We start from the raw sequence: 13,522 nt of genomic DNA, 5'->3' as shown, positions 1-13,522 counted from the left end.
TCGAGGTATGTCCGGAGCGCGCCCGCGCACAGGTCGGCGCGCACGGTGGTACACTCTTGCAGCGTCGACAATGCTGACGGGTCTGGTTTCGACTCAGGCGCAAGCGAACCCTCTGGAACTGTGCCAGCCCTCTGCCGCTGGTAGCCTGAGTTCTGCCCCTGACGCCGAAACACTCACAGCCGCCGCAGCCAATGCCGAGTCCATACTCGCAGTCGGGTTGGCGGATCTCACGGCAGGCGACCGCGCGCTGGAAGAGCTTGGCTCGCTTCCCTCCACAAGCTCGAGCATCGACCGGGCGTCGCTCTCCGCCTATTGCAGCGCAGCAGGCGAAGCCATGCGGATCGCGCAGGAAGGAAGCGCAACGCGCGCGCAGAGTTTTCTGATCGGTGCGCTGATCCATGCAGAAGATGCAGAGGACCGCGAGATGCAGGCAAACGCCGCCTATCGGCTTGCGCTGGTCTCGGCGGCGCTTCCAGTGCGGCCAAATGCGCGTTCCGCTCGGGCTTCGCGCAGCGCCGAGGTCCAGCGCTTTGTTTCGACACGCTCTGCCGATGCCGCTGCTTCCAGCTCTGCGCCGGTCCCGTGTGTCGACCTTCTCCTTTCGGACCTGTCTTTCCAGTCCAACTGGGCAGTGGCGAGCAAGTCGTTGGAGTGCTCGATTGCAGCTACTTCCGACCTTGAACAACCTTTGCCGGTTGCGCGCGCAAAGCTGCAACTGGCGCGCGTCACTCTAACAGAAGCAGGCCGCCTGCCCGAAGCACGCGGCGAGCTCATGCGAGAAGCCGCGAATGCTGCACTCGACGGAGTGCAGAGCGCCGCGAGCATCACTTCTGCCGATGCCCGTTTCGAAATGCTGGCGCGCCTAACCGAATCCGCGTTGGATGCGGGAATCTTCGATGACCCGCGCATGTTGGGCGCCGTGAACCTGCTTGCAGCAAGCTCGGATGGCTCTGCCTCAAGAGAAGCCTGGCGGATGGCTTTGATGGGACGTTTGCTGCTGGGCGGAGGCGAGCTGGAAGGCGCCGCCAGCTATTTCCGCCAGGCAATCCTGCTCGAAAGCCAGGCTGCGCAGCCGCTAAGGATCGCCGACTGGCACCTGTTGCTTGCCGAAGCTGACCCCGTGAACCGCGGCAATCATGTTATGCAGGCCTATCGGGTGCTGGAGGAAATCCGCCCGCTCCTGCCTCGTTATGACACCGTGACTCAGGAAACGATGTTCCAGCTGCGGATGCGGCCTGTTTTTACTGCGGCAGTTGATGTTCAGCTGGAAAATGCCGCTTCGGAACAGAACTCCGGTTCGATCGTCATCGCCCAGCAAATCGTGGAATCCTTCAGGCAGGCGGAAATCCAGTCCGCATTCGGCGCCGACTGCGTGCCACCTCGAGATCCGGTGAGCCTGTCGCAATTGCAGGACGGGGAAATCCTTCTGTACCCGATCCTGCTCGATGATCGGCTAGAGCTGATATATGCGGCCAAGCGGCCCGGCAGCGAAGTCGAATACCGCCGCGTCACCTCGGCAGACGGGGCAAGCCGCGACCGGATCGAGCAGCTGGTTCGCGATACCACCTACTCGCTCGGCTATGGTCTGGATGACGACTGGATCGATGGTTCGAAGGAGCTGCACCGTTTGCTGATTGAGCCGATTGATCATCTGCTCGGCGACGACAGCTCGCTTATCATCATACCCGACGGCATATTGCGCCGGCTACCTTTTGCGGCGCTGCAGAATGAGGCTGGCGAGCTGCTGATCGAGAGGGCGGACATCTCGGTGTCACCCTCGCTTGCCTATACTCAGCCGGGCGATTCCGAACGCGACCGGCCTCAGGTTCTTGCCGCTTCTTTGTCCAAAAGTGTCGAGCTGACCCGCGGCAATTTCGCCGAGCTACGGGGAACCAAGCGCGAGGGTGATATCGCCGCCGGGCTAGGCAATGCGGATGAGCAGAGCGGCGCGCATCTTGAGAATTTTACCGCCAGCGACCTGCGCGAGGCGCTTGGCAGCCAGCCGGTCGACATCCTTCATCTCGCCACCCACGCCTCCTTCAATGGCCGCTCCGACAGATCCTTCATCGTCGCGGATGGCGAGGCGATCCTGCTGAGCGAATTGCGCGACCTGCTCGGGGCCAATCAGCTGCGCGGGGGGCTGATTTCGCTCATAATCCTGAGCGCTTGCGAAACCGCACTTGGGGACGATCAGGCGTCGATGGGCCTTGCCGGATCGGCTGTGCAGGCCGGGGCAGAGAGCGCGGTCGCTTCCTTGTGGGAGGTGGATGATGCCGGAACGCTCGAGCTGATGACCCATTTCTACCGCTTCTACGCCGAAGGTCAGGGCAGAGCTGAGGCGATGCGCAACGCGCAATTGACGCTAATCAGGAGCGACAACGTCTATTCCGATCCGCGCGTCTGGGCTGCGTTTACACTGTTGGGAGCATGGCGATGAAGATCTGGCATTATCTTCTGGTCTCTTCGGCAGTTGCGATTGCCGCTGCGAGCAGCGCGCAGGCACAGACCAACATCTCGGCAGACACACAGCCTGGTTTCGACACGTCCACAACCGTCACAACCGCAGGGAACACCACCGTGATCTCAGGCGGCGAAGCAGCGGGTGGCAACCTGTTTCACAGCTTCTCCGATTTCGATCTTGCGAGCGGCGACATCGCCAGCTGGGTGCGCGGCTCGGCGGATGCGGCCTCGATTCTCAACATCGTGAACAGGGTCCGCAGCGGCGCGCCTTCTGAAATCAACGGCACGATCCGGGTTGCCGACATGCCGAACGCCAGTTTCTTCTTCATCAATCCGGCGGGCGTCATATTCGGAGACGGCGCTTCGGTTGATGTGCCGGGATCAGCCTATTTCTCGACCGCGCACCAATTGGAGTTTGGCGGCGGAGAGCGGTTTTCAACTGTTACCCCTGACGGCTCCACTTTCTCAAGCGCACCTCCAGCGGCGTTCGGCTTTCTGGGCGGACAGAGCCGGATCGATCAAGCCGGTGCGCTTGTAACCGAAGGAACAGCAACCGCGTCGGTCAGCCTAGTTTCGTCCGATGTGCGGATAACCGGGGCAATTCTGGGCGACGGGACGCATTTTGATTTCGCTGCGATTGGTGGCGGCCAGGAGATGGTCGCGCTCACGGATATCGGATTGCCAACGGGTGATGGGCAGGTCTTTGTCAGTTCCGGAGCCCTGGTGGTTGCTGATAGTATCAATGCGGCGGGCTCATTGGTGGTCGTCGAAGGCGGTCGGCTCGTGGGCAATGGAACGGGAGCGCTTGCGCTGCGCGGCGATGAGGTCGTCGTTATTGCTGGCGGCGAGCTGACAACCGAGAGCCGTCTTGGCTCTGCCGGTGATATCATCATCGAGGGCGGATTCGTTGACCTCAGTTTTGACAGCACCTTGCAAACCTTCGCCGGATTTGATCCGAATGCGCATGGCGGCGACATCCGGATTCTGGCAGAATTCCTGAGCCTCGACGGCACCCGCATCCTGACCGAAACTGCGAGCGATGCCGATGGCGGCAGTGTCTTTATCGACGCGTTCTCGGTGGGCTTTTTCGGGGGAGAGATCAGGACCTTCGGCTTTGGCAATGGAGCGACCGGATCGGTAAATATCAACGCCTTTGACTATTTCATGCCGGGCGGGCGGATCGACACCCGCACCTTTTCAGATGGCTTGGGCGGTGATGTGCGCATCAACGCCAATGTGTTTCATTTGGCTGGCGGTCTGATTACCACAACCGCGCTCGGATCGACCGCGTCCGGCACTCTGTCGATCAACTCCGACACGGCTATATTCTCCGATCGCGGCATCCTCCAGACTCAGGCGGCCGGGTCCGGCGGCGCGAGTTCGGGCGCACTGATCGTCAATACACACGACGCGCTGTTCTTTGGCGGCGAGGTTGCCTCGGCAGGTTTCAACGGTGCTGGTGTGGGGCCGGTCGAATTCACCGCGACCGGGCTGCTGCAGATGACCGGTGGTTTCAACCAGATCGCCAGCGCCTCGTTAGGCGGAGGCGATGCCGGTGATGTTACCGTTCATGCGGGCGAGGCGCTGCTTGAAGGAGAGGCATTAATCGAGTCCTTTACAGACGGTACCGATGCCAGATCTGGAAACATCGTGTTCGCGGTAGATGGCGGGCTGTCGATGTCGGGGGGCGCGTCCGTAAACTCGGTGGCGCGTGGAGCCGGAGAGGCCGGTAGTGTGAACGTGAGCGCATCGGCGCTGTCCCTGCGCGATGACGCCCGTATCCAGTCCGTGAACGAAGGCTCGGGCAATGCAGGTGTGGTTGCGCTCAGTCTCTCGGGCGATCTTTCGCTTGAAGGGGGCGCCTTCATCGAATCCATTGTCGGCGGCACTGGCGATGCCGGCGCTATCTTCATCGACGCGGCTAATGTGTCGCTTGCAGGTGGGACTTTTATCCGATCGATCGATTTCGGCCCCAGTGGAACTGCGGCGAGTGTCACGCTCGATCTTGCCGGAGACTTACTCCTTTCGGGAGGCGCCGTCATCGAATCTGCGAGCACCGACAATGGCGATGCCGGGGACGTATTTGTAAGCGCCGAAAATACCACGATTGCCGGCAATTCTGTCGTTCGTTCGATCGTGTTCGGCGAAGTGGGCAATGCCGGATCGGTCGGGTTCGATCTGACCGGCGACTTTCTGCTGACGGGTGGTTCGGTGATTGAATCGAGCACTTTGAGTGAAGGCGACACTGGCGGCATTTCAATTGCTGCTGCCAATGCCGCAGTGCGCGACAATGCACTGATTCAATCCGCCGTTTTCGGCAACGGCAACGGCGGAGCGGTGCGGTTCGACGTCGAGAACCAGATGCTCGCCGACAGCTTCAGTACGATCATAGCCTTCACACAGGGAGACGGAGATGGCGGCGATGTCATCATTCGTGCAGGCGATCTCCTTGCCCAGAACACCTTTATTACTGCCGACGTGCTGGGCGACGGCATTGGTGGCAGGCTGGACATCGAAGTGGTCGGCACGATCCGCCTGTCGGGCGACACTTTCCTCGCAACGATTTCCGAGTTCGGGCAAGCCGGCGATGTGCGCATCATTGCAGGGGACACGTTGTTTCTCGACGACGTGAACTCGTCGATTTCAGCCAGCGCCTCGGTGTTTGGGTCTGGCGGATCGGTGTTTGTGCAGGCGCCCAACATAATGATCGGCACCAATCCGGACAGTGTGGCTCCCGGCGGGCGTATCAGCTCGGTCGCTCAGGGAGCATCGGGCGCTGCCGGAGACATTGTGGTCGTGACAGACAATCTGGTGATGAACGGTGGAAGCATCAGCGCATCGGCGTTGTTCCAGTCCAGAAGCAACGCAGGATCTGTGACCGTGATCGCCGGGACAGCACACCTGATGAACCTCGCCGAAATCGGCGCATCGACGTTTGGCGATGGCGATGCCGGGCAAGTTCGCATCACCGCAGACGAACTCATCGTCGAAAACAGTTTCATAAGCTCGATCACCGATTTCGGGCCCGGCAATGCGGGCTCGGTTGAGATTGATGCTGGCTTGCTCCGGATTATTGACGGTGAAATCCGGTCGGCCACCAGAGCGTTTGGCAATGCGGGGACGGTCGACATCACCGCCGACCGGCTCGAAATGAGCGGCGGCCTCATCACCTCGCTGACCCTTGGCGATGGTGATGCGGGGGATGTCACGGTCCGGGCAGGTGTAATCGACATTACCGGCGGCTTCATCTCCTCCACCTCGTCCCGCTCCTTCCCCAACGCGAATGGCGATTTTCTGGAGGCGACAGGCGATGCAGGATCGGTAGAAATATTTGCCGATAGCCTGTCGTTTAGCGGACGATCGGGCATCGCGACAGCGACCGTCGGAGTGGGCGAGGCAGGCAATGTTCTGGTCCGCGTTACCGACGAACTGAACATGTCGGGCAACACCTTCATTGCCGCCTCGACTGCCGGATCGGGCAATGCCGGTGTGCTTGATGTCGAAGCCGGTTCGATCACCCTCTCGGACAGCGCTGCGATCACATCAGGGACTGGCGGAGCCGGTTCGGCAGGTGACATCACCATTGCCACAGACAGCCTCTCCTTGTTCGGCGACGCGCGGATTTCTTCACGAACCGCCGAAGGATCAACCGGATCGGCGGGCCGGGTGAATGTAGAGGTTGCGGGCGATCTCTCGCTTGCGGATGCGGCCACGATTGCAGCCACCACCGAAAGTGTCGGAGACGCCGGCCTGGTGCGGGTGACGGCAAACAGGCTCACCATGACGGGTGGTAGTATCGACAGCTCCACCTCGGCTGAAGGCGATGCGGGCGATGTCCTGGTCGTCGCCGACAGCGCCCAGCTTAGCGGTGACGCGCGGATCAACTCCTCTGCATTGCGCAATTCGACCGGTAATGCCGGTAATGTGCGGGTGGATGTTGCCGGAGTGCTCGGGATCACCGATGCAGCGGCGATCACCGCTGCCACATTGTCGAGCGGTGATGCCGGGCTTGTAACGATCAATGCTGGATCGCTGATGATGACAGGGGGCGCGGTTGCCTCATCCTCTGACGGAGAGGGCGATGCAGGCGATGTAGAGATAAACGCGAATTCCGTCAGGCTGCGCGGCAATGCCCGGGTGAACTCAGCCGCGTTGGCCGATTCAACGGGAGCGGCCGGACAAGTTACGATCAACTCGGGCGGTTTGGTCGAAGTGTCCGAAGGCGCGCGTATCTCGGCATCCACACGCGGTCCCGGCGATGCTGGTCAGGTTCTGATCGATACTGACACTCTCATCATGGACGGCGGTGAGATCACCTCGTTCACCAGCGGTTCCGGCGATGCAGGGCTGGTGCTGATCCGTGCCAATAACGCTTCGCTGACCAATGGGGCGACCATCAATTCGCTGACCGAGGAAGGCTCTACGGGCGACGCAGGCGGTGTCGGCGTTTCGGTGACCGGAACGCTTACGATTACGAACGACGATGGCGACTACGAGCCAGGCCTCGGCGAAACGTCGGAAATTTCGGCAACCACCTTTGGCTCGGGCGATGCAGGCGTTGTTTTCGTCACTGCGGGTGACATTGTCCTGCGCGGCGGCGACATCACATCGGCCACGCACGGCCCCGGCTTAGCTGGCGATGTGACCGTCGAAGCGCAGAACCTCTCTGTCCTCTTCGACAGCTCGATTGATTCTCAGGCAGAGTTGGGATCGAGCGGCGGGGCCGGAGACGTCACAGTGACCGTCACAGACACGCTGCGGATTGAACCTGAGGGCAACATCTCGGCCTCCTCGGAGGGGACGGGAGATGCCGGAACTGTCGAGGTCAGGGCGGGCCTGCTCGATATGGCTGGCGGAGCGATCAATTCTTTCACCGCAGGCAGCGGGGATGCCGGCCTCGTCGGGGTTTTCGTCGATGAACTGGTGATGGCGGGGGGAAGGATCGATTCTGCCTCCGATTCCGACGCGCCCAATGCGGGGCGTGCAGGCTCGGTGTTCATTGCCGCCGGAAACGCATCGCTTAGCGGGGCGGCGGAGATCGACTCGACCGGCGTATCGGGTGATGCAGGCGATGTGACGGTTGCAGTATCGGGCCGCCTCGACATGGCCGACTCAGCTACGATTTCGGCAGCGACGCAGGGCTCGGGCAACGCCGGGTCGGTAGAGGTATCGGCCGATCTGCTTTCAATGACGGGCGGAGAGATCAACAGCATCACGACCGGCAGCGGCGATGCCGGATCGGTCTCGGTTCTGGCCAGAGAATTGCAGATGAGCGGAGGCCGGATCACTTCCGCCTCGGAGGATCCTGATCCCGTTACCTCGGCGACCGCTTCGGCAGCACCATTTCAGCTCGCGACCGCTCCGGCGGGTGACGCAGGCGACGTATTGCTCCGCGCCAATAACGCTTTTCTCGCCGATGGTGCATCGATCGATTCCACCAGCCAGAGCAGCAATGCCGGCACCGTTACCGTCGAGATCAGCGACCTGCTCTCTCTCGGCAACGACGCACAGATATCGACTGCGGCGCTCGGGGGCGGAGATGCTGGCGATATCGATATTTCGGCTGCCACTTTGCTGCTCGACAACTTTAGCAGCATTTCCAGCACAGCAGCTGGCACATTCTCCGCCGGAACGATCCAGATCAACTCCAGCCTTATCCGGATTGATAATGGTAGCAGCGTCTCCACCAATTCGGATAATGGACCAGCAGGCGATATCGGCCTGTTCCTGCCGAGCGACGGTTTCCTTGGTCTGTCAGGCCGCGATCCGGGGGTTATCACCACCAGCTCAGGCGCGAATACCGGCGGGCGCATCACGATTTCCGACCCGTTCCTGATCTTGTCCGAAGGCGGCAGCATTCTGGCGCTCGGTGAACAAGGCGGGGCGAATGTCCAGATTTCGTCCGACTTCTTTATCCGTTCGAGCGATACGGTGAACCTCATCTCGGTCGATGGCTCGCTGCTTATCGAAAGCAATGTCGGCGAGCAGATCACCGGGACCGAGGTGCCAACGGTCGACTTCCTCGATGCGTCCGGCATCCTCAGCGGCGTTTGTGCAGCGGTGCGGCGATCGGGCGAAGTCAGCCAGTTCTCGACCCGCATCACCGGCCCATATGGTTTGCCGCCCGCTCCGGATGAAAGTGCTCCGGCCCCATCATCACCTGAAGAAGGCGAGACCGATCCGATTGCGCGATCGGATGTGCCCACAATGGCAGTTTGCCTGTGAGCCGCGCGGCCTTGACCAGCGGTTTTCGCGCAAGCGCGGCCTTCGTTGGCTTCGCGGCCTTTCTCGCGCCAGGCCTTGCCGCAGCGCAGGAGACGAGCGCGCCCACCGAACGTGTGGGTCAGCAAGCTGAAATCCAGCAGCCCGATTACGCCGAACCGACCGAATTTCCTGCGGTCACGCAGGCAGAGCCCCCCTCGGTTCCGCCGGTCTCGGGAACGACCCGGTTTGCGCGGGTAGAGGTTCTTACAACAGGCGATGCATTCGGGCACGCGCGGGCCGATTTCTCAGCGATCAGCAATCCCGCTTACGGGCTTCAAGTCACCGCCACACCCGGCACTGCGCTGAATGCCGACTGGGTTGCTGGACAGTTCGCAGCCAACGGTATGGTCGGAGAGACCGTTCCGCTGGAGAGGCTGGTCGCGCTGGTGCAGCTGATCAATCGCGCGCTGGTCGCGAATGGCTACATCAATTCCGGCGTTCTGATCGCGCGGCGGCCTGACACCGATCAAGGCGCGCTGCAGCTGGAGCTGATCTCGGGCGGATTGACCGGGCAGGATAACGGCGTCGAACTGGAATGGAGTGATAGAGGGGCCGGCGGGCTTTCGTCAGATTTTGTTGTCGACCGCATGCCGTCGACTGCGCAGCGACCGCTTGATGTGATCGCGCTCGAACGGGACTTCCGGTTACTGGCGGAAGACCCGGCGATAGGGTCAATATCAGCGGATCTGCAGCCAGGCAGCGTGGCGGGTGAAGCTCGTCTCAAGCTCGTCGTGCGACCTGCCGAAAGGGCCGACCTTTACGCCGGCGTTGCAAACAGCCGCTCACCGGCGATCGGCGGTGAGCGCTTTTCGGTCGGTGGATCGCTACGGAACCTGATCTCGGCAGGCGACATTATGAGCATCGAGGCAGGCCTTACCTCGGGCGAACCCGATGCGCGCTTCGCCTATGCGACGCCGGTATTCGACCGCGACCTTTCGCTCAATCTGCTGGGGGGCTTTAATCGGGCCGCAGTGGTCGATCCGGAATTGCGGCCGCTGGATATCGCGGCGCGCGACTGGAATGTCGAAGGCGGCATGACCTATCGCCTTTACGCACGCCCTCTGACACCCGAGCGCGATGGTTCGGGCTGGGTCTCCGCGCGCTCCTTCAGCGTAGGGATGCGGGTCGGTCACCGAGTTTCCGAAACGGAGCTTTTGGGCAGACCGTTTTCGCTAAGTCCAGGCGCCGTCGATGGCCGCGCCGAATACACTGTGGCGCGCGTGACCGCTGACTTCGTCCAGCGCGGCATCAGCACCGTGCTGGCCGTGTCGCTGACCGGAACGCAGGGCCTCGATGGCTCGAAAGGCGACATTCCCGGCCTTGTTACACCGGACCGCAATTTCCGCACGGCAAATGTCCGCGCAAGCTATGCGCGCCTGTTGACGCCAGAGGGTCTGGAATTACGTCTGCGGTTTGCTGGCCAAGCCGCGGACGGTATCCTTTATTCAGGAGAACGGCTTGCAGCTGGCGGCAGGCAGACCGTACGCGGCTATCGTGAAACTCTCGCACTCGCCGATCAAGGCATGATCGGATCGATTGAACTTGCCCAACCTTTTGATTTGACTGGCCGAGGCGGCGCGTCCCAAGGGTTCGACTGGGGACGCTTTTCCATTGCTGGCTTTGTCGATGGCGCCTGGCTCGACAATCGTGAGGTCGAGGATCCTGTGGCTGACATGCTTTGGAGTGTTGGCGCAGCTCTCACATGGCAGCCTTCACCGGGCCTTTCGGCTACCTTCGCCTATGCGCACGCATTGAAGGATGCTGTTCCACCGGGCAGCCGGGATTTGCAGGATCGCGGGTTCCACTTTGCGGTAACGCTGCGGCCGCTGCAATTGTTTAGATGAATGTTAGCCTCGCCGCCTTTCGGGCGGTCTGCAGAGGTTCTTGCGAAGTTGGATTATCCCATAGCGCAGCGCCATTCGCGGGTCCTTCTGTCGCATCGAACGCAGAATGCTGCATCGAGAGATTTCTTCCGAAAAAGCATGTTCTGGCCTAAAACTTGCGAACCAAGAAAGCGCTCCTGGATTAAGACTGAATTGCAAGCAGTGCTTTCACCGCGTGGAGGATCTTGTCGAGATCGCCATCTTCATTGTGATAATGACGCACAATGCCGATCGAATTTGAAGTGAATGCCATGAGCAATTCGCCGGTTATCTGTGCGTCGGCAGTCTTCGGCAGGGCGCGCTCATCAATGGCTTGCTGCGCAATCGAAGTGAATATTTCGGAGTATTCCTGCCGCAGTTTGATCACCTCGCTGTAGCGTTCGGGAAAACGAACCATTCGCGCCTGCACGACGCTGTAGATGAGCGGGAAAGTCTGGACCTCTTCCTGCACTGCGCGTTGTGCATCGATCACACGGGCCAGCCTCTCATCCCAGCTCCCAGGCTGCGAAGCCGCTTCGGACATGATCCGATGCCCGCGCTGGATGAAAGCCTTGGCGGTCTTGATGAACAGGTCGTCTTTTGACTTGAAATGCGCGTAGATCGCCGGTCCGGTCAGCCCCGCCTCGGCGGCTATTTGCTCGATACTGGTTTCCGAATATTCGCGCGAGTTAAAGCACTTCGCAGCGGCGGCGATTATGCGCGAACGGGTCTTCCTCGCGTCGCCGCCGGCGGGGCGGCCACGCTTCGGCTTGTCATGACTGTCCTTGACCTTTGCCGTCATCGACCTTCTTCAGTTTGTGCACCGCACCGCTTAACCTTGTGGCTGGTACCAGATTGGTGAGCTGTATGCGCGCTCCTGTGTAATCAGCGGCACCTCGCTTGGCGGAGTAACACCGAAGCGGACCGCGTCATAGAGCGTCCAGCGCGGCGTCGGGATCTCTATCACTCTGACATAGTAGAACGACGGGACAGTGGGGTCGAAGTCAGGGTCTTTCCAGACAGTCGAAAGCTGAGGCTCGCCAATGTCGTTTGTATAAGTCGCATCTGAGAGGTTGACGGTCGAACCGATTGGATCGATCCCTCCATCGGCTGGATCGACGATGCGGTCGCCTGCAAAAGCGACGTTGTAGATCTTCTCATGCAACTCGCCTGCGGCATCGCGCCAACCCTTGATCACCTGGACGCGGTCAAGATGTGCGCCATTGGGGTCTTTCAAAGCATAGACAAGAAAGCTTGGTGCATCGCCGTCGCCAGTTATGATTGATCCCATCGGGACGCCGCGATCATATCCAGCCTCGGCCAATCCATCGATTGAGGCATCCGATTGCGTGAAGTCCCAGCCTGCAAAAAACCGCAAACTGATACGGGGGCCGGTTGTTGCATAGACTTCACGGCGCTTGAACGCGGCGAACAGTTCCTCGCGAGTATTTCCGCGTGCCCACGCTCCTATATAGCCTGAGGAAGTGAGCCGCCAATTGTCCCACAAGCGGCCGCCCATCTTTGAACTGATCCTGTCGGGGCCGGGTTCTGATTCTACGAATTTGCCCCAGAAATTATCGTCGTCGGCTGTTGCGAGGCCGGTGTGTGAATCGGTGCTGCCGATCAGTCCGAATTGATAGGGATTGACGCCAAAGCGGGCCTGCAGATCCAGCCCCTGCTTCAAGGCTTCCCTTGCATACTCATTGGCAAAGATCGCGCGGCGCGCATCGACGTCTTCGGGGCGCTCCTCCATCGAGATATTGGTCTGGTCCCAGGTTTCGAAATCGGCGAATTCGTCGGTTGGAGAGAGCAGCGGGTGCGCTTCGCTGTCACCTTTAACCTGTGTCATCTCATAGAGCGGCTCCCACCGGGCGCGAGCGGTGACATAGGCCTCGTCGAATGGCTGGCCGTCGACCTGGATGTCGCCGAACATATTGCCGTTCGAGATATTGCCATTATGCGCAATCGCCATCACTTCGCCGCCGGTCGATTGCTCGTAACGTTGCAGATAGTCCCACAATTGCATCGGATTGTTTCCGTCCGCTGCGGAGAACGGAATGGTCTGCAAGGTCTTGTCCATACCGTCCTTGAAGACGACGACCCTGTGCTGGTTGCCGCCGCCGGGCATAGAGGTCCATTCATACCCGGCGAAAGTCGTAAACCTGCCCGGTTCATAGTGCCGCTCGGCAGCTTCGACGAGCTCTGACCAGATTGTGCGCTTGAACGCTTCTGGCGGATCGCGCTCGGCCCTACCTTCACGCAGCGACGTGACAACCTCGTCCATGGGGCCAACGGTGTCGCCGGACGATTCCATCGCCGCCCAGGCGCGGCCCAAAGCAGTGTCGACAATATCTGGATTGCCGTTTTCGATGCCCAGAAAGACACCGGTATATTCGGCATGGTCGGAGATCATCAGGAAATCGAGCGGCGCGGAAAGCCGGGCAATGTCGCCGGTGTGCGCCTCAATCGGCTCACCTTTTGCGAAGCGGTAAGCTTCGTCTGGGCCGAGCGTTTTGTTGCCGAAATTGTAGCTGTCGAAGGAATAGAGCGTGTGGAGGTGGAGGTCGCCCCAGTAAACCCGCTCGGGATATTCTGTCAGAGGAACGTCTTTGGCTGATTCATAGGCGACGTCCTCAACCGGGTCCGAGCTGCACCCCGCAAGGGAAAAGGGCGCAGCAAATACTGCGAAGACGCACGCACCAGTTCTGAGAAAGCGCGTTCTTCCCGCTGTAAATTGGCTCAATTTTCCGTTGGCTTTCGGCATCTTGTCCCTCCCTTGCAGCGAATCCTGGCCGATTTGAAAAGTGGCCTTCACTTCCGCCGCCTGACACTTTTGCGAATGGTGTCTCAGGCCCATTAAATTAATCACCATTCAATAAAAAGCAAACGCGATCAGTTAGGGTCGCTTCCTTGGGAGGGGAATATGCGCGCAGTGA

At 60.4% G+C, this 13,522-nt stretch carries 5 protein-coding genes; 3 read left to right on the top strand and 2 right to left on the bottom strand.

Annotated elements, in window-relative coordinates:
* Positions 1-70: 70 nt before the first annotated feature.
* Genes Q0887_RS07630 through Q0887_RS07620 form a run of 3 tightly spaced genes read left to right on the top strand, consistent with a single transcriptional unit; the run spans position 71 to position 10,568 of the window.
* Positions 71-2,437: a CHAT domain-containing protein gene (locus Q0887_RS07630; RefSeq protein ID WP_299193698.1), complete on the top strand. Its 2,367-nt coding sequence runs from the start codon at positions 71-73 to the stop codon at positions 2,435-2,437.
* The gene (locus Q0887_RS07625) at positions 2,434-8,685 is read left to right on the top strand and encodes a filamentous hemagglutinin N-terminal domain-containing protein (RefSeq protein WP_299193696.1); all 6,252 of its coding nucleotides are present in this window, start codon (positions 2,434-2,436) and stop codon (positions 8,683-8,685) included. Before Q0887_RS07630 ends, Q0887_RS07625 begins: the two co-directional genes overlap by 4 nt.
* On the top strand, positions 8,682-10,568 hold the full coding sequence (locus tag Q0887_RS07620) for a ShlB/FhaC/HecB family hemolysin secretion/activation protein (protein ID WP_299193694.1): 1,887 nt from the start codon (positions 8,682-8,684) through the stop codon (positions 10,566-10,568). Before Q0887_RS07625 ends, Q0887_RS07620 begins: the two co-directional genes overlap by 4 nt.
* Positions 10,569-10,749: 181 nt before the next feature.
* Here the strand turns inward: Q0887_RS07620 and Q0887_RS07615 are convergent, their stop codons facing one another.
* Positions 10,750-11,388: a TetR/AcrR family transcriptional regulator gene (locus Q0887_RS07615; RefSeq protein WP_299193692.1), complete on the bottom strand. Its 639-nt coding sequence runs from the start codon at positions 11,386-11,388 to the stop codon at positions 10,750-10,752.
* Positions 11,389-11,418: 30 nt separating this feature from the next.
* Positions 11,419-13,350: a DUF3604 domain-containing protein gene (locus Q0887_RS07610; protein WP_299193690.1), complete on the bottom strand. Its 1,932-nt coding sequence runs from the start codon at positions 13,348-13,350 to the stop codon at positions 11,419-11,421.
* Between the last annotated feature and the right edge of the window lie 172 nt (positions 13,351-13,522).

Source organism: uncultured Erythrobacter sp. (assembly GCF_947492365.1).
In the GTDB taxonomy this organism is placed as follows: domain Bacteria; phylum Pseudomonadota; class Alphaproteobacteria; order Sphingomonadales; family Sphingomonadaceae; genus Erythrobacter.
Note: the sequence above shows the minus strand (reverse complement) of the source record. Positions and strands in the feature narration are given on the sequence as shown.